The organism is Pseudomonas sp. UBA6276, assembly GCF_002438365.1.
GTDB classification, from domain to species: domain Bacteria; phylum Pseudomonadota; class Gammaproteobacteria; order Pseudomonadales; family Pseudomonadaceae; genus Aquipseudomonas; species Aquipseudomonas coleopterorum.
In genome coordinates, this window is the sequence record NZ_DJUS01000115.1 from 1 (window position 1) to 17,486 (window position 17,486).

Sequence of the window (17,486 nt, forward strand, 5' to 3'; positions counted from 1 at the left end):
GAAGCGCAGTTCGGCGACTTCGCCAGCGGCTCCCAGGTGGTCATCGACCACTTCATCGCCAGCGGTGAGCACAAGTGGGGCCGTCTGTGCGGTCTGACCATGCTGCTGCCGCACGGCTACGAAGGGCAGGGCCCGGAGCACTCGTCGGCGCGTCTGGAGCGTTACCTGCAGCTGTGCGCCGAGCACAACATTCAGGTGTGCGTGCCCACCACGCCCGCGCAGATCTACCATCTGCTGCGTCGTCAGGTGATCCGTCCGCTGCGCAAGCCGCTGATCGTGCTCACGCCCAAGTCGCTGCTGCGTCACAAGCTCGCGGTGTCGACCCTGGAAGACCTGGCTGAAGGTTCGTTCCAGACCGTCATCCCGGAAATCGATACCCTGGACGCCGCCAAGGTGACGCGTCTGGTGCTGTGCAGCGGCAAGGTCTACTACGACCTGCTGGAGAAGCGCCGCGCCGAAGGCCGCGAAGATGTCGCCATCGTGCGTATCGAGCAGCTGTATCCGTTCCCTGAAGACGACTTGATGGAAGCGATCGCTGCCTACACCAATCTGGAGCACGTGGTCTGGTGTCAGGAAGAGCCGATGAACCAGGGTGCCTGGTACAGCAGTCAGCATCACTTGCGCCGCAGCATGAGCAATCACAAGAAGACCCTGGTCCTCGAGTATGCCGGCCGTGACGCATCGGCTGCCCCGGCTTGTGGTTACGCTTCGATGCATGCCGAGCAGCAAGCCAAATTGCTGCAAGATGCCTTCACCGTTTAATGCCAACGCGCACCTGAAACCGAATTTAAGGAATTACTGATAATGGCTATCGAGATCAAAGCCCCTACATTCCCGGAATCGGTCGCCGACGGCACCGTTGCCACCTGGCACAAGCAGCCGGGCGATGCGGTCAAGCGCGATGACCTGATCGTTGACATCGAGACCGACAAGGTCGTCCTGGAAGTACTGGCCACTGCCGACGGCGTCCTGGGCGCGATCGTCAAGAACGAAGGCGACACCGTTCTGTCGGACGAAGTCCTGGGCTCCATCGAGGAGGGCGGTGCTGCCGCCGCTGCACCTGCTGCTGCACCTCAGGCCGCTGCCGCGCCTCAAGCCGCCGCACCACAGGCCGCCTCGGCGCCTGCGGCCGGCGACGATGACGCCATCGGTGGTCCCGCTGCACGCAAGCTGGCCGAAGAAAACGGCATCAACCTGAACAGCGTCAAGGGCACCGGCAAAGACGGTCGCGTTACCAAGGAAGACCTGGTCGCCGCCATCGAAGCCAAGAAATCGGCACCGGCCGCCAAGCCTGCCATGCCTGCCGCTGCAGCCGCCGTGGTCCAGACTACCGGCGACCGCACCGAAAAGCGCGTGCCTATGACCCGTCTGCGCGCCAAGGTCGCTGAACGTCTGGTCGAAGCCCAGTCGAACATGGCCATGCTGACCACCTTCAACGAAGTCGACATGACCGAAGTCATGGCCTTGCGCTCCAAGTACAAGGACCTGTTCGAGAAGTCGCACAACGGCGTGCGCCTGGGCTTCATGTCGTTCTTCGTCAAGGCAGCCACCGAGGCACTCAAGCGCTTCCCGGCTGTCAACGCCTCGATCGACGGCTCCGACATCGTCTACCACGGCTACGCCGACGTCGGTGTAGCGGTGTCCAGCGACCGTGGCCTGGTGGTTCCCGTCCTGCGCAATGCCGAGGCCATGAGCCTGGCCGAGATCGAAGGCGGCATCGCCACCTTCGGCAAGAAAGCGCGCGACGGCAAGCTGTCGATGGACGAAATGACCGGGGGTACCTTTACCATCACCAACGGTGGTACCTTCGGTTCGATGATGTCGACCCCGATCGTCAACCCGCCGCAGGCGGCCATCCTGGGCATGCACAACATTCTGCAGCGTCCCATGGCGATCAACGGCCAAGTGGTCATCCGCCCGATGATGTACCTGGCGCTGTCCTATGACCACCGCCTGATCGATGGTAAGGAAGCCGTGACGTTCCTGGTGACCATCAAGAACCTGCTGGAAGATCCAGCTCGTCTGTTGCTGGATATCTGACAAGGCAGCCACAGGTAGCGGGATCCGCCATCGAGCCCACGCAGCTTGATCCGGGTCCCGTTGGCTGGGCTTCAAGCATGCCGCTAATAGGAATTGTTTTATGACTCAGAAATTCGACGTGGTAGTGATTGGCGCAGGCCCTGGTGGCTACGTCGCTGCCATCAAGGCCGCACAACTGGGCCTCAAGACTGCCTGTATCGAGAAGTATCAAGACGGCGAGGGCAAGCTGGCCCTCGGCGGTACTTGCCTGAACGTGGGTTGCATTCCGTCCAAGGCACTGCTGGACAGCTCGTGGAAATTCCACGAAGCCCAGGACGGCTTTGCCATCCACGGTATCAACCATGCCGGCGTGACCATGGACGTCCCGGCGATGATTGGTCGCAAGTCCAACATCGTCAAGAACCTGACTGGCGGCGTTGCCGGCCTGTTCAAGTCCAACGGTGTGACCGTCCTGCAAGGCCACGGCAAACTGCTGGCTGGCAAGAAAGTCGAAGTGACCGGCCCCAACGGCGTTGAAGTCGTCGAAGCCGACAACGTCATTCTGGCTTCCGGCTCGCGTCCGATCGACATTCCACCGGCGCCGGTCGACCAGAAGATCATCGTCGACTCCACCGGTGCGCTGGAATTCCAGCAGGTACCCAAGCGTCTCGGCGTTATCGGTGCCGGCGTGATCGGTCTGGAACTGGGTTCGGTATGGTCGCGCCTTGGCGCCCAGGTCACCGTGCTCGAAGCGCTGGACACGTTCCTCATGGCTGCCGACACTGCGGTGTCCAAGGAAGCCCTGAAGACCATGACCAAGCAAGGCCTGGACATCAAGCTCGGCGCTCGCGTGACCGGCTCCGAGGTTCAGGGCGAAGAAGTCGTGGTCAAGTACACCGATGCCAATGGCGAGCAGTCGATCACTTTCGACAAGCTGATCGTCGCCGTGGGCCGTCGTCCGGTGACCACCGACCTGCTGGCTTCGGACAGCGGCGTTGACATCGACGAGCGCGGCTTCATCTATGTCGATGACTATTGCGCGACCAGCGTCCCTGGCGTCTATGCCATTGGTGACGTGGTCCGTGGTCTGATGCTGGCGCACAAGGCGTCAGAGGAAGGCATCATGGTTGTCGAGCGCATCAAGGGCCACAAGGCCGTGATGAACTACGATCTGATTCCATCGGTCATCTACACCCACCCGGAAATCGCATGGGTCGGCAAGACCGAGCAGGCGCTGAAGGCCGAAGGCGTTGAAGTCAACGTCGGCAGCTTCCCGTTCGCGGCCAGCGGTCGTGCAATGGCAGCCAACGACACCGGCGGTTTCGTCAAGGTCATCGCCGATGCCAAGACCGACCGCGTACTGGGTGTACACGTGATCGGCCCGAGCGCCGCAGAACTGGTTCAGCAGGGCGCCATCGCCATGGAATTCGGCACCAGTGCCGAAGACCTGGGCATGATGGTCTTCTCGCATCCGACCCTGTCGGAAGCCCTGCACGAAGCGGCCCTGGCCGTGAATGGCGGCGCCATCCACATCGCCAACCGCAAGAAGCGTTAAACAATAAGAAACCACGGTGGATTGCCCGTCGCATGCCCTGTCCGCAGGGGTGCCGCGGAACGTCCGCCGGACTCGCCTCGTCGGTCAACCGGCGAGTAGCAGTCACAGGTGGCGCGGCACTTCAATCACGAAGCGCAGCGCCGAAAAGCGCAGTACCTAACGAAGACGGTAATAAGCATGAATCTTCACGAGTATCAGGGTAAGCAGCTGTTCGCTGAATACGGCCTGCCAGTATCCAAGGGTTACGCGGTAGACACCCCCGAAGAAGCCGCAGAAGCCTGCGACAAGATCGGCGGCAGCGAGTGGGTCGTCAAGGCCCAGGTCCACGCCGGTGGCCGTGGTAAAGCTGGTGGTGTAAAGCTGGTTCGCAGCAAGGAAGACGCCAAGGCTTTCGCTCAGCAGTGGCTGGGCAAGCGTCTGGTGACTTACCAGACTGATGCCAACGGTCAGCCTGTCACCAAGATCCTGGTCGAGTCCTGCACCGATATCGCCAAAGAGCTGTATCTGGGCGCCGTAGTGGACCGCTCCAGCCGTCGCATCGTGTTCATGGCTTCCACCGAAGGTGGCGTGGACATCGAGAAGATCGCTCACGACACCCCCGAGAAGATCCTCAAGTCCACCATCGATCCGTTGGTCGGCGCTCAGCCGTTCCAGGGCCGCGAGCTGGCATTCCAGCTGGGTCTGGAAGGCAAGCAGGTTGCCCAGTTCGCCAAGATCTTCGTTGGCCTGGCCAAGCTGTTCCAGGACCACGACCTGGCCCTGCTGGAAGTCAACCCGTTGGTCATCAAGGCGGACGGCGATCTGCATTGCCTCGATGCCAAGATCAACATCGACGCCAACGCCATGTACCGTCAGCCCAAGCTGAAGGGTTTCCACGATCCTTCGCAGGACGACCCGCGTGAAGCGCACGCTGCCAAGTTCGAACTGAACTACGTGGCGCTGGAAGGCAACATCGGCTGCATGGTCAACGGTGCGGGCCTGGCCATGGGTACCATGGACATCGTCAACCTGCACGGCGGCAAGCCAGCCAACTTCCTCGACGTTGGCGGCGGTGCTACCAAGGAACGCGTGACCGAAGCGTTCAAGATCATTCTGTCCGACACCAATGTCGCGGCCGTACTGGTCAACATCTTCGGCGGCATCGTTCGTTGCGACATGATTGCCGAAGGCATCATTGGCGCGGTGAAGGAAGTCGGCGTGAAAATCCCGGTGGTTGTGCGCCTTGAAGGCAACAACGCTGAACTGGGCGCTAAAGTACTGGCGGAAAGCGGTCTAAACATCATCGCAGCCACCAGCCTGACCGACGCTGCTCAACAAGTTGTCAAAGCTGCGGAGGGCAAGTAATGAGCGTCCTGATCAATAAAGACACCAAGGTCATCTGCCAGGGCTTCACCGGCTCGCAGGGTACTTTCCACTCCGAACAGGCCATCGCCTACGGCACCAAGATGGTTGGCGGCGTGACTCCGGGCAAGGGTGGTACCACCCACCTGAACCTGCCTGTGTTCAACACCGTGAAAGAAGCCGTGGAAACCACAGGCGCTACCGCCTCGGTCATCTACGTACCGGCTCCTTTCTGCAAGGATTCCATCCTTGAAGCGGCGTTCGGCGGCATCAAGCTGATCGTCTGCATCACCGAAGGCATTCCGACCATCGACATGCTGGAAGCCAAGGTCAAGTGCGACGAGCTGGGTGTCATCCTGATCGGCCCTAACTGCCCAGGCGTGATCACTCCGGGCGAGTGCAAGATCGGCATCATGCCAGGCCACATCCACTTGCCAGGCAAGGTCGGTATCGTGTCGCGTTCCGGCACCCTGACCTATGAAGCCGTCAAGCAGACCACCGACGCCGGTTTCGGTCAGTCGACCTGCGTCGGTATCGGTGGTGACCCGATCCCGGGCTCGAACTTCATCGACATCCTGAAGCTGTTCCAGGAAGACCCACAGACCGAAGCGATCGTCATGATCGGCGAGATCGGTGGTTCGGCCGAAGAAGAAGCCGCTGCCTACATCAAGGCACACGTGACCAAGCCGGTCGTTTCCTACATCGCTGGTGTGACTGCCCCTCCAGGCAAGCGCATGGGCCATGCCGGTGCAATCATCTCGGGCGGCAAGGGTACTGCAGACGAGAAGTTTGCTGCCCTGCAGGACGCTGGTGTGAAAACCGTGCGTTCGCTGGCTGATATCGGCAAGGCCTTGGCCGAGCTGACTGGCTGGGCGGTCAAGTAAGCTTCGCTTATCTGCACGTGTAGTCGCAAAAGCCACCTTCGGGTGGCTTTTGTGTTTCTGGAAGATAAGTTCACGGCGACAACGAATCGAGACGATTGTTGCAGGGGCAGTACAAGCTTTCTGCGACTTTGGGATGGTTGCGTTAGCGAGCCTCATGTACTATGTCGACCCGCCAGATTGTCGCAGCTCGCTGAAACGTTAAATCGTCTCTTCCGAGCGTGGTTGACGTCTGTGTCAGTGGGTCGAATCAAGCGGTTCAAATCAAGTTGGTGGAATTCTGTACGGCCCTGCTTCGGCAGCCGCAGGATTCAGCGTCGCTCAAGTAGCTGAAGACAATATTCAACAAGAAGAAGTCAGCGCAGGAGAGACATGAAAGTGAGACCGAGCACTGTCGTACGGTCTTGTATGTCTGCCCGTCAGTCCCTCTGAATGCCCGTGTGCGCTGGATTTGCCAATGAATGCTGGCTGTTCCGGGTCGCGACGACGGATGGATGACGTTCTATCCTAGGAATTTCTGAATGTTGAAGAAAGCGAACACAGCGCTGCTGGGTCTGGCTCTGTCCATCGGGATGGTGTCGGCACAAGCGGCCGAAGCGAAGAAAGTCGACGTCCTGCTGATCGGCGGCGGTGTCATGAGCGCCACGCTGGGCGTGCTGCTCAACGAGCTCGAGCCGAGCTGGTCGATGGAAATGGTCGAGCGCCTGGACGCTGTCGCCGAAGAAAGCTCCAATGGATGGAACAACGCGGGTACCGGCCACTCGGCCCTGGCCGAGCTGAACTACACCCCGGAAGACAAGGACGGCAAGGTCCAGATCGCCAAGGCGATCGAGATCAACGAAGCCTTCCAGATTTCCCGTCAGTTCTGGGCTCACCAGGTGACGGTGGGGGTGTTGAAGAACCCACGCACGTTCATCAACTCCACGCCGCACATGAGCTTCGTCTGGGGCGACAACAACATCGAGTTCCTCAAGAAGCGCTATGAAGCGCTGAAGGCGAGCCCGCTGTTCGCCGGCATGCAGTTCTCCCAGGATCACGAGCAGATCAAGAAGTGGGTACCGTTGATGATGGAGGGTCGCGACCCCAATCAGAAACTGGCCGTCACCTGGAGCCCGCTGGGTACCGACATGAACTTCGGCGAGATTACTCGTCAGTACGTCGGTCACCTGAAGGACCAGAAAGGCTTCGACCTGAAGCTGTCCAGCGAAGTTGAAGACATCAAGCGCAATGACGATGGTTCGTGGCGCGTGACCTACAAGAACCTGAAAGACGGCACCAAGACCGAGACCGACGCCAAGTTCGTGTTCATCGGTGCCGGTGGCGCTGCCCTGCATCTGCTGCAGGATTCGGGTATTCCAGAAGCCAAGGAATACGGTGGGTTCCCAGTGGGCGGCTCGTTCCTGGTGACCGAGAACCCAAGTGTGGCCATGCAGCATATGGCCAAGGCCTACGGCATCGCATCGACCGGTGCACCGCCCATGTCCGTTCCGCACCTGGACACCCGTGTCCTGGACGGCAAGCGTGTGGTTCTGTTTGGCCCATTCGCCACCTTCTCGACCAAGTTCCTGAAGAACGGTTCGTACCTGGACCTGCTGACCAGCACCAACCTGCACAACGTATGGCCCATGACCAAGGTCGGCATCGAGCAGTACCCGCTGATCGAATACCTGGCCGGTCAGGTCATGCTGTCGGACGACGATCGCTTCGAAGCCTTGAAGCAGTACTTCCCGCACGCCAAGAAAGAAGACTGGCGCTTGTGGCAGGCTGGCCAGCGCGTGCAGATCATCAAGCGTGACGCAGACAAGGGCGGCGTGCTGAAACTGGGTACTGAAATTGTCGTCTCCAAGGACAGCAGCATTGCTGGTTTGCTGGGTGCATCGCCTGGCGCATCGACGGCTGCACCGATCATGATCAACGTGCTGGAAAAGGCGTTCAAGGACAAGGTCGCGACGCCCGAGTGGCAAGCCAAGCTGCGCCAGATCGTGCCTAGCTACGGTACTGCGCTGAACAACTCGCCGGAAGCTGTGCAGAAAGAGTGGAACTACACCGCGAAGATTCTGCAGTTGGCCGTTGCTCCTCCTGTGATCGACCAGGCCGCTGCCGCTGCCAACCCGATCGAAGGCCAGACGGCACCGAAAGCTGAAAGCAACCCAGCGGCCGACATGGCGCTGTAAGTCCGGGCCTCACGCCTGAGGCTTCTGGAACAAGCTGTATCGTTTCCGCTGAGTCTTGCACCGATGCGACACTCAGGTGCACTCAGCGGACACTTCGCACTGCAACAGTGCGAGGGGCGTCGAATTTCGCTACTCTACGCGCCATTTTGCCGGGCCCGCCCACAAGGCAGCCGCCTGCGCATTCAGTCTGGCCTCATCCGGTCGACCGTGTTTCCCTCAATCCATGGGGAAAACCTCTCTCAATTCCAATCTATTGACGTGGTTTCCTTCCAATGAAAGTGCTTAAAGGCCAGGATATTCTGGCGCTTGGTTTCATGACGTTCGCCTTGTTCGTAGGCGCGGGCAATATCATCTTTCCACCCTTCGTCGGCCTGCAGGCGGGGCCGAACGTCTGGATGGCGGCATTGGGCTTCCTGGTGACGGCGGTAGGTCTGCCGGTGATCACCGTGGTGGCGCTGGCCAGGGTCGGCGGTTCGATGGATGCGCTTAGCAGCCCGATCGGCAAGCTGGCGGGTGGTCTGTTGGCCGCCGTGTGCTATCTGGCGGTGGGCCCGTTGTTCGCAACGCCGCGCACCGCCACCGTGTCGTTTGCCGTAGGCCTGGCGCCCTTGACCGGTGAAACGCCGCTAGCGCTGTTTCTCTACAGCGCGGTGTACTTCCTGCTGGTATATATCGTTTCACTCTACCCCGGGCGCCTGCTCGATACCGTAGGACGGTTTCTGGCTCCGCTGAAAATCATTGCTCTGGCCGTATTGGGTATCGCTGCGTTTGCCTTGCCGGTAGGTCCAAGCGGTGATGCGGTGCCCGAGTATGTCGCTGCGCCATTTTCACTCGGCTTCATCAATGGTTACCTGACCATGGATACGTTGGGTGCGCTGGTGTTCGGCATCGTCATCGTCAACGCCATTCGCTCCAGAGGGGTCGAGTCGCCCAAGCTGATCACGCGCTATGCGATCATCGCCGGGCTGATTGCCGGAGTAGGGCTGGCCCTGGTGTACATCAGTCTGTTCCGTCTTGGGTCGGGCAGCCACGCCGTTGCGGCCGGTGCTACCAACGGCGCTGCGGTTCTGCATGCCTATGTGCAGCACACCTTCGGTGGGCTGGGCAGTGGTTTCCTGGCCGTGCTGATCTCGCTGGCATGCCTGGTGACTGCTGTTGGCCTGACCTGCGCCTGCGCCGAGTATTTCAGCCGAGTCCTGCCACTGTCCTACAAGACGCTGGTGCTCTTGCTGGCGCTGTTCTCGCTGCTGGTATCCAACCTGGGCTTGACCAAGCTGATCGCGTTTTCCATCCCCGTGCTGACCGCCATCTACCCGCCCTGCATCGTGCTGGTGGCGCTGAGTTTCTGCGCCGGGTTGTGGTATTCACAATCGCGCATTCTTGCTCCGGTGATGCTCGTCTCGTTGCTGTTCGGCCTCATCGATGCGATCAAGGGGGCGGGTCTTTCGCAGTGGTTGCCAGCATCCTTGCTCGACCTTCCGCTGAGTGAACAAGGTCTGGCCTGGCTGGTGCCGTCGGTTGCTGTGCTGCTCGTGGCGGTGGTAATCGATCGTGTGCTGGGCGCGCGCGTTCACGCTGCGGCCTGAGCCTTTCGTCACCCACAAAAAAGCCAGCTCTAGAGCTGGCTTTTTTTTGCGGCGGTGTTCATGACGCTTCGGCTGCGGCCTCGACGTCATGGGCAATCAAGGACACCAGTGCATTTTGCTGTCGGTGCGACAGCTGACGGAAGCGCTGCAGGAGCTCACGCTCATGCAGGGACAATTCCGGGCTGTCCATCTTCATGCTCAACTCTTCACCCAAGGCACCTTCCTGGATCAGGCTCTGTTCCAGACGTGCAATGATCTCCGAGTTCATGCTGCGGTGATGGTTACGAGCCACCTCAGCGATCTGCTCACGCATCCCGTCAGGAAGACGTACTACGAATTTGTCAGCCGTGCGGCTGGAGTAAACAGCCTGTTTGAGTGGGCGCATAGTGATGACCGATAAGTTCAGGGGGAGCGGTTCTTGAAGTAGGCCGCAGGATGTCGGTTAGGACACGCCGATCGGCAAATTGTTCCAGCCTGCCGATGCGGCGCTATGATGCACTAATGCGACATAGCTTTGACGCCAATTCTGTGACAAATAATGATCCGAATCGTGGCATTTCGCCAGCCCCTCCTGCACTGTATTTTGCGCAGGCTGGCCGCATCTGTCAGGACACGTTCACATACAGAGTGGAGATCTCTTCAAGAGGTGCTCTGACCCGCTTTGTGCATACTGCGCACAGCACGCGCGAGCTACCTTGGGGGGTAGCATAGTGACATCTGGGCCATTTGCTAGCATTGATTGTCGACAGGTGTCGATCTTGTAGGCGATTAGCGTAACAGGGGATCGAATTTGATCCTGCGACCTTTGATCAGGGCCAGCAATAACGCAAGACTTGCGATACCGCCCATGGCTTGCAACGCGATCCCCAAAGCAGACGTGTGTTGTCCGAACGCGAACGCGCTGGTCCAACAGGCTATGGCAATCAACATGAATGCCAAGGCATATCTCGACATCTGCAACTCCTTAAAAGGTATAGCGTTCAGTGCGCTGGGTCGTGGCGGGCTCGCTGACCCCCTTGGCGGCCGTGAGCGGCGCCTCGGTACTGGAAGACGCAACGCGAGCGACGGGGGCGGGGATAAAGCGAGCGGCATCGACATGGACCAGTGCAGGATCAGTGGTCTGGCTGTGGAACTGAAAGCCAATGAGGATGACCAATGTCATAGCGTTGAGCATCAAGAGTACGCTGTTCATTGAAATTCTCCGCAGCCTGAATGTCGAAGCGTGGTTCAGCATCGAATATAGCAGGCGGCGTGCCAACTTCAGAGATTGGGAAAAACCCAGTGATTTCAGAGGTATGCACAATGCTCAGGGCAATTTGATATTGCATCCTGCACTGCCGAGTGCAGTTGAGTATTGCAAAATGCATGAACGCCGAAGCTGGGTTTTCGAACGACTCAACAAGGCAAAATCCTTTCCATGCTGCATGACAAACCGGGCCTGGCTGGGTAACATGCATGCCGTTCGTCGTGCCGCCCGGTACGCCGCTGTGTGTCTCAGTAGCTCAATTGGATAGAGCATCCCCCTCCTAAGGGGAAGGTTGCAGGTTCGAACCCCGCCTGGGACACCATTTTTACGCGCGATTGTTTATCTGTCGTCAGCCTTTAAGGGCATCCAAGAACCAGACCGTCATGGCCTAGTGAGTTGTAACAACGTTTAATCGGTGTACTCAACGGTCCTGCGCCATGAGTCGTGATGCCCGGACGTAGCGAGCACGGCCTCTCACTTTTGCGCCAGCAGCGCTTTTTTCGCGGCCTTTTCGTCTTTCATGGCTGCCAGTTCACGCTGGCAGGTTTCGACGTCGAACGAGTTGTCCCACTTTGCAATCGCGATGGTGCCGATGCCGTTTCCGATCAGGTTGGTCACCGCGCGGGCTTCGTTGAGGAACCGGTCGATACCCAGCAGCAGCACCAGACCGACCAGAGGGATGGAGTGAATGGTGGTCAGCGTAGCCGCCAGCGTGACGAACCCGGCACCTGCCACGCCCGCCGAGCCTTTGGATGTCAGCAGGAACACGGCCAGCAGAATCATCTGGTCGGCGAACGTCAGGGGGGTATTGGTCGCCTGGGCGATGAAGATCGCTGCCATGGTCAGGTAGATGCAAGTGCCGTCGGCGTTGAACGTGTACCCGGTAGGCAGGACCATGCCCACGACCGATTTCCTGCAACCCAGCTTCTCCAGCTTGACCATCATGCGCGGCAATACCGCTTCGGTGGAGCAGGTGCCCAACGTGATGAGTATTTCGTCCTTGAAGTAGCGCAGAAACTGCATCAACGGCATCCCCGACCAGCGGGCTACCGCGCCCAGCACGACCACGATGAATATCAGCGTCGTAATATAGAGCGCGACCAGCAACTGGCCGAGGGACAGCAAGGTACCGATGCCGTATTTGCCGATGGTGAACGCCATGCCGGCGCCTGCGCCGAGCGGCGCCAGGCGCATGACCATGGCGACGATCTTGAACAGCCCTTGCAGGAAGAGATCGATGGTATTGATCAGCGGCTTGCTGACTTCGCCCAATTGAACCAGCGCGATGCCCATCAGTACCGACAGCAGTATGACCTGCAGCATCACGCCGTTGGAAAACGCACCGACGAAGGTGTGCGGGATGATGTTGAGGAAGAATTCGACCGTACCGCCTTGTTCGCTGGCCGCCTGGCTGTATTTGTTGATGGCACTGGCGTCGAGTGCATTGACGTTGATGTTCATGCCGACGCCGGGCTTGACGATATTGACCACGATCAAGCCTACGACCAACGCAATGGTCGAGAGGATCTCGAAGTAGATCAGGGCTTTGACGCCGATGCGGCCAACCTCCTTGATGCTACCCATTTTTGCGATGCCGACGACGACGGTACCGAAAATGATGGGTGCCAGAAGCATTTTGATCAGCTTGATGAAACCATCGGCAAAGGGTTGAAGCTTGGCGCCGATGTTGGGGGCGAAATAGCCGATGGCGGCACCGATGACGATGCCGATCAACACTTGGACATACAGCTGGCCGTACCAGCGAGATCTGGAGACTTCCACGAGAGCACCTCATTTTATTGTTGTGATGGGCGTGTGGCGTGGCGTCGGTGTCCGACGCCGGCGTCTGCGGCCTGTTCTGGGCAGGCCGCAGAAGGGCGGCGGTCAGCCTTCGCCCAGTTCGCGCATGACGGCGTACAGGGCCGACTTGGCTTCGAAGCCGACGCCCGGAATGTCCGGTAGGCCGACATAACCGTTTTCGACCTGGATGCCGTCGGCGAAGCCGCCAAATGGCTGGAACACATCCGGGTAGGATTCGTTGCCGCCCAGGTGCAGGCCGGCGGCGATGTTCAGTGACATCTGGTGGCCACCGTGCGGCACCACCCGACGCGAAGACCAGCCCAGCTCTTCCATAACCTTCAGGGTGCGCATGTATTCCACGAGCCCGTAGGACAGCGCGCAGTCGAACTGCAGGTAGTCGCGATCAGGGCGCATGCCACCGTGACGCAGCAGGTTGCGGGCGTCCTGATGGGAAAACAGGTTCTCGCCGGTGGCCATGGGCAGTTCGTAATGATTGGCCAGTTCGGCCTGGAGGGCGTAGTCCAGCGGATCACCGACTTCCTCATACCAGAACAGGTTGTACTGCTTGATCGCTTCGGCATAGGCGATGCCGGTCTGCAAATCGAAGCGGCCGTTGGCATCCACGGCCAGTCGACGGCCATCGCCTACCACCTCGAGAACGGCTTCGATACGGCGGATGTCTTCATCCAGCGGTACGGCACCGATCTTCATCTTGACGACGTCGTAGCCGCGGTCCAGGTAGCTTTGCATCTCGGCCTTGAGCTTGGTCTGGTCCTTGCCGGGATAGTAATAACCACCCGCCGCGTAGACCCAGACCTTGTCGTCCGCGACGCCTTTGCGGTAGCGGTCCGCCAGCAGGCGATACAGCGGCTTGCCTTCGATCTTGGCGACCGCATCCCACACCGCCATGTCCAGGGTGCCGACGGCGACCGAGCGCTCGCCATGACCGCCCGGCTTTTCGTTGGTCATCAGGGTTTTCCAGATGGCGAACGGATCGAGGTTGTCGTTTGCCGAATCGATCAGGGTGTCGGGATCGGCTTCGGCGATGCGTGCCAGGAAGCGGTCACGCATCAGCGCGCCCTGACCGTAACGACCATTGGAGTTGAAGCCATAGCCGATCACCGGCTTGCCATCGCGAATCACGTCCGTGATCACGGCCACCACCGAGCAGGTCATCTTGGAGAAGTCGATGTAGGCGTTGGCAATGGGGGAGGCAATGGAGACGGTCTTTTCACGAATGTCCACGATGCGCATGGAGGGTTCCTCTTGTTGGTTGTGGCCTCACGTTATGCTTTGCGCAGTCACCCGCCCAATGCTATTAATGCCGAACCCTATGCACAGAAGGCATGGCCTGTGGAACTCGTCTGGCTTGAAGATCTTTCGGCGCTTGCCGAATACGGCAGCTTCGTGCGCGCCGCCGAAGCACGTCACATCACCCAGCCGGCTTTCAGCCGCAGGGTCCGTTCGCTGGAAAACTGGATGGGTGTGGAATTGCTCGTGCGCACGCCCCATGGCGCGACGTTGACGGAGGCAGGGCGCAAGATTCTACCCGGCGCCCAGGAGGCGGCCCGGCACCTTTACCGGCTGCGCAACGAGGCTCAGGAAGTGGCGGGCGTGTCGGCCCGGTCACTCAAGTTCGCTGCGACCCATTCGCTGTCGTTCACGTTTTTCCCCAAGTGGCTGCGCAGTTCCGAAACCGGTGCGCCGATCGAAGCGGTGCAGCTTCATTCCGACAGCATGGCCGTCTGCGAGCAGATGCTGATACACGGCCAGGTTCAGTTTCTGCTCTGCCATCGTCACCCCGACGTCCCTCCGCTGCTGGCTCCCGACCAGTTCGTCAGCAAGAAGGTGGGTGAGGATGTTCTGGTACCGCTCGCCAGTGCCGGCGTTCATGTCGGTACGTCGCCGGCGGCACTTCCTTACCTGGCCTATACCCATCAATCAGGTCTGGGGCGGATCGTTGCTCACCGCCTTCGGGGCAAGGAGGACTACCTGCATCTGCAGCCTCTGTTCAGCAGCCATCTCGCGGCCGTGCTGATGTCGATGGCGCTGGAAAGCAAAGGCGTCGCCTGGCTACCCAAGAGCCTGACGGAGCAGGAAGTTCAGGAAGGACGCCTGGTCAGGGCACTCGACGAAGATTGGGACATACCGCTGGAGATTCATTTGACTCGGCCAAAAGGCCATCTGGGCCAGTCGGCCGAAGCGTTCTGGGCAAGGGCGGGCAGTGATCTGGCGCCTAGTCCGTTGCCGCGCGGCTGAAAGCCGATGCACGGGATATGGCGCGTCCTGCAATCGCCGCCAGAATCGCGGCCATTGCCAGCAACGCTGCGCTGGACTCGAAGGTTGCACGGTAGCCGCTTGCGTCGAAGATCAGCCCTCCGAAGATGGCGCCAGAGGCGATGGCCAACTGGATGATCGCCACCATCAGGCCGCCGCCGGCATCGGCATCGTCCGGCAGTGTCTTCGCAAGCCAGGTCCACCAGCCCACCGGTGCGGCCGTCGCCACCAGCCCCCAAAAACCGAGCAGTACAGCGGTCACCGTTGGTGAACTGCCGAAGGCAACCAGCGCCAAGGCCACCGCTGACATCAGCAGGGGAATGACGATCAGCGTGCGGTGCAGCCCATGCTTCAGGAAGGCCTCGATCAGGAACGTTCCGGCCAGCCCGGCCACCCCCAGTCCCAGAAGCATCAATGAGAGAGTGGAAACGCTGACGTGCGTGACCGTCTCCAGAAACGGGCGCAGGTAGGTGAACAGCATGAACTGGCCCATGAAAAACACGCTGATCGCGAGCATACCCAAGGCGACGGGTGCAGTTTTCAGCAAGGGGAACACATTGCTGCCGCTCGATCCGCCTTGCGGTTTCATGGAGGGAAGGCTCGCCAGCAGCCATGCACAGGCCACGACGGCGATGGGGAGCAGCGACAGGAACGCGCCGCGCCAGCCGATCAGGGCTCCCAGAAAGCTGCCCAAAGGGGCCGCGACTACGGTCGCCAGTGCGTTGCCACCGTTGACGATGGCCATGGCCCGAGTGATCTGCTCTTGTGGGACCAGGCGCATGGCGGTGGCTGCCGACAAGGACCAGAATCCGCCAATCGCGACGCCGATCACGGCCCGGCCGATCATGAATACCCAATAGTTGGGCGCGAACGCCACCACGGCGCCGGAGACGATCATCAGCACGGTGAGGGCAACCAGCAGTGGTCTGCGGTCCACTCGAGCGGCGACCGATGCGATCAAGAGGCTGGTGAGCAGGGCAAACAGGCCCGATACGGAAATGCCCTGACCCGCCTGGCCCTCGGTAATGTGCAGGTCCGAGGCAATGGGGGTGAGCAGGCTGACGGGCATGAATTCCGAGGCGACCAGTACGAAGGCAGCCAGTGACATGGCGAATACGGCACCCCAGGATTGGGGGGACTGAATAACAGGTTTCGGAGACCTTTCCATCCGATGTTGCCTCTCCAATGAGTGTTGGGATGTGCATTCTCCTGTGCTCATGAGACGGTCTGTAGCGCATTTCACTGGATTACTTGCCTGATTCGATGAGTGTTCAGGGCGAGGCAGCACGGACAGTCAAGCGCGGGTTAAAGTCACTGCAGGAGCCCGAGGTGCATATGACCCACACAGTCGACACAGTTTTCCAGCCGGTATCGGCGCCAGAAAGACTGGCCCGCATGATCGGTTCGCGCATCGCCAGCCCAGGTGATTACCCCACGGACATTCCCGGCCTCGGGCTTTTCAGACGTGATCATCCCGCACCGCCGGTGACCTGCATGGTGGAGCCAAGCATCATCCTGGTGGCGCAGGGCGAGAAGCGTCTGTGGGTGGGCGGGGAGGGCTACGAATACAGCACGTCGAGGTTCTTGATCACGTCTCTGGATCTGCCGGCCAACTCTGAAGTGCTCGTCGCAAGCCGCGACAAGCCCTGCCTGGGGCTGACGTTGAGGCTCGATGTGCGCATGCTCGCCGAGCTGATCGCGTTGAGCGATCTGCCTCCGGCCCGCGATCGGAACCGGGTCAGGGGCAGGGTCAGGGGCGTGGGTATCGGGTCGGTGACCGTGCAGATGCTCGGTTCGCTGGAACGTTTGCTGGCGTTGCTCGATGAGCCGGAATCCATTGCGGTACTGGCGCCGTTGATACAGCGTGAAATCCACTACCGCCTGCTGCAGAGCGATCAGACCGGAAGGCTCAGGCAGATCACTTCGGTGGATGGGCAGGGGTATCGAATCGGCAGGGCCATCGATTGGTTGAAACTCAACTATACGTCGCCACTGCGTGTCGACGAGTTGGCGGCAAAGGTTCAGATGAGCACTCCGACCTTTCATCACCACTTCCGGCAGCTCACCTTGATGAGTCCGTTGCAGTATCAAAAATGGCTCCGTCTCAACGAAGCCAAGCGTTTGATGCTCAATGAACATCAGGACGTATCCAGCGCGGCGTTCAAGGTCGGCTATGAGAGTCCATCACAGTTCAGTCGCGAATACCGGCGTCTGTTCGGCGCGCCGCCCAAGCGTGACATCGCTGTCCTGCGTGGCGAGGGCTAGGCCGGCTTTCTTTCATTGGATTCTTTCATTGGAATAGGCAAGAACGCGCTTCGATTGGGCAAGGGCCTGGTTGTGGGCGAATGCATACTGAAAGTCTTTGTGCTGATTGCGTTCGCGAGCCTCTGATTTACACAGTCCCATCGGTGGCGCGTGACGTGCGACACGCTTTGAAACCAAACCGCGAACCGACCTGACGTACGACATCAACCAATGGTGCCCTTCAGATGTCTGCACTAGGCACAGCAAGACCGTGATTCGTGACATAAAAAAATAGATGAGGACCGCTACATGACCGATCCGACCGAAAAAACTTCCTCAGATCCCGAAGGCTCCGGCGAGCTG

General features: G+C 59.8%; 14 protein-coding genes, 1 tRNA gene and 1 pseudogene. 10 read left to right on the plus strand and 6 right to left on the minus strand.

Going from position 1 to position 17,486, the window contains the following annotated elements; genetic code table 11:
- The 7 genes and pseudogenes from B2V21_RS13500 to brnQ form a co-directional block, all read left to right on the plus strand.
- A pseudogene (locus B2V21_RS13500) lies at positions 1-762 on the plus strand (2-oxoglutarate dehydrogenase E1 component); the annotation flags it as partial.
- Positions 763-804: 42 nt separating this feature from the next.
- A complete protein-coding gene (gene odhB, locus B2V21_RS13505) occupies positions 805-2,040 on the plus strand; it encodes a 2-oxoglutarate dehydrogenase complex dihydrolipoyllysine-residue succinyltransferase (RefSeq protein WP_049859856.1) in 1,236 nt (411 codons plus the stop codon).
- Positions 2,041-2,140: 100 nt separating this feature from the next.
- Complete coding sequence (lpdA, locus tag B2V21_RS13510) at positions 2,141-3,574, plus strand: dihydrolipoyl dehydrogenase (RefSeq protein WP_049859857.1); 1,434 nt, start codon at positions 2,141-2,143, stop codon at positions 3,572-3,574.
- 177 nt (positions 3,575-3,751) lie between these two features.
- On the plus strand, positions 3,752-4,918 hold the full coding sequence (gene sucC, locus B2V21_RS13515; protein WP_049859858.1) for an ADP-forming succinate--CoA ligase subunit beta: 1,167 nt from the start codon (positions 3,752-3,754) through the stop codon (positions 4,916-4,918).
- A complete protein-coding gene (sucD, locus tag B2V21_RS13520) occupies positions 4,918-5,799 on the plus strand; it encodes a succinate--CoA ligase subunit alpha (RefSeq protein WP_049859859.1) in 882 nt (293 codons plus the stop codon). The genes sucC and sucD overlap by 1 nt, the downstream gene beginning before the upstream one ends.
- Before the next feature lie 518 nt (positions 5,800-6,317).
- Positions 6,318-7,970 (plus strand): malate dehydrogenase (quinone), encoded by a 1,653-nt coding sequence (mqo, locus tag B2V21_RS13525; protein ID WP_049859860.1) that lies wholly within the window; start codon positions 6,318-6,320, stop codon positions 7,968-7,970.
- A 272-nt stretch (positions 7,971-8,242) separates the two neighbouring features.
- On the plus strand, positions 8,243-9,556 hold the full coding sequence (brnQ, locus tag B2V21_RS13530; RefSeq protein ID WP_286917113.1) for a branched-chain amino acid transport system II carrier protein: 1,314 nt from the start codon (positions 8,243-8,245) through the stop codon (positions 9,554-9,556).
- A 58-nt stretch (positions 9,557-9,614) separates the two neighbouring features.
- Here brnQ and B2V21_RS13535 read toward each other — a convergent pair whose 3' ends face one another.
- From B2V21_RS13535 to B2V21_RS13540, 3 genes are all read right to left on the minus strand, one after another.
- Entirely contained in the window at positions 9,615-9,941 is a 327-nt protein-coding gene (locus B2V21_RS13535; protein WP_043190613.1) for an Arc family DNA-binding protein, read from the minus strand.
- Positions 9,942-10,324: 383 nt separating this feature from the next.
- Positions 10,325-10,510 carry a PA3371 family protein gene (locus B2V21_RS21500; protein WP_056842221.1) on the minus strand — a complete coding sequence of 62 codons (186 nt, stop codon included), beginning with the start codon at positions 10,508-10,510 and terminating at the stop codon, positions 10,325-10,327.
- 10 nt (positions 10,511-10,520) lie between these two features.
- Positions 10,521-10,748 (minus strand): hypothetical protein, encoded by a 228-nt coding sequence (locus tag B2V21_RS13540; RefSeq protein WP_282348561.1) that lies wholly within the window; start codon positions 10,746-10,748, stop codon positions 10,521-10,523.
- Positions 10,749-11,047: 299 nt separating this feature from the next.
- Here B2V21_RS13540 and B2V21_RS13545 point away from each other — a divergent pair.
- Positions 11,048-11,124, plus strand: a tRNA-Arg gene (locus B2V21_RS13545).
- 152 nt (positions 11,125-11,276) lie between these two features.
- Here the strand turns inward: B2V21_RS13545 and dctA are convergent.
- Complete coding sequence (gene dctA, locus B2V21_RS13550) at positions 11,277-12,584, minus strand: C4-dicarboxylate transporter DctA (protein ID WP_056842223.1); 1,308 nt, start codon at positions 12,582-12,584, stop codon at positions 11,277-11,279.
- Between the two features lie 102 nt (positions 12,585-12,686).
- Positions 12,687-13,856, minus strand: coding sequence for a mandelate racemase/muconate lactonizing enzyme family protein (locus B2V21_RS13555; RefSeq protein ID WP_049859865.1), 1,170 nt, complete (start codon positions 13,854-13,856; stop codon positions 12,687-12,689).
- Positions 13,857-13,955: 99 nt separating this feature from the next.
- Between B2V21_RS13555 and B2V21_RS13560 the strand changes: the two genes are divergently transcribed.
- A complete protein-coding gene (locus B2V21_RS13560; protein ID WP_122743413.1) occupies positions 13,956-14,861 on the plus strand; it encodes a LysR family transcriptional regulator in 906 nt (301 codons plus the stop codon).
- On the opposite strand, the gene B2V21_RS13565 is transcribed toward B2V21_RS13560, so the two are convergent.
- Complete coding sequence (locus B2V21_RS13565) at positions 14,839-15,987, minus strand: MFS transporter (protein ID WP_286917114.1); 1,149 nt, start codon at positions 15,985-15,987, stop codon at positions 14,839-14,841. The two genes, B2V21_RS13560 and B2V21_RS13565, sit on opposite strands and share 23 nt — an antisense overlap.
- A 227-nt stretch (positions 15,988-16,214) precedes the next feature.
- On the opposite strand from B2V21_RS13565, the gene B2V21_RS13570 reads away from it, so the two are divergent.
- The gene (locus B2V21_RS13570; protein WP_286917115.1) at positions 16,215-17,144 is read left to right on the plus strand and encodes an AraC family transcriptional regulator; all 930 of its coding nucleotides are present in this window, start codon (positions 16,215-16,217) and stop codon (positions 17,142-17,144) included.
- Positions 17,145-17,486: the final 342 nt, after the last annotated feature.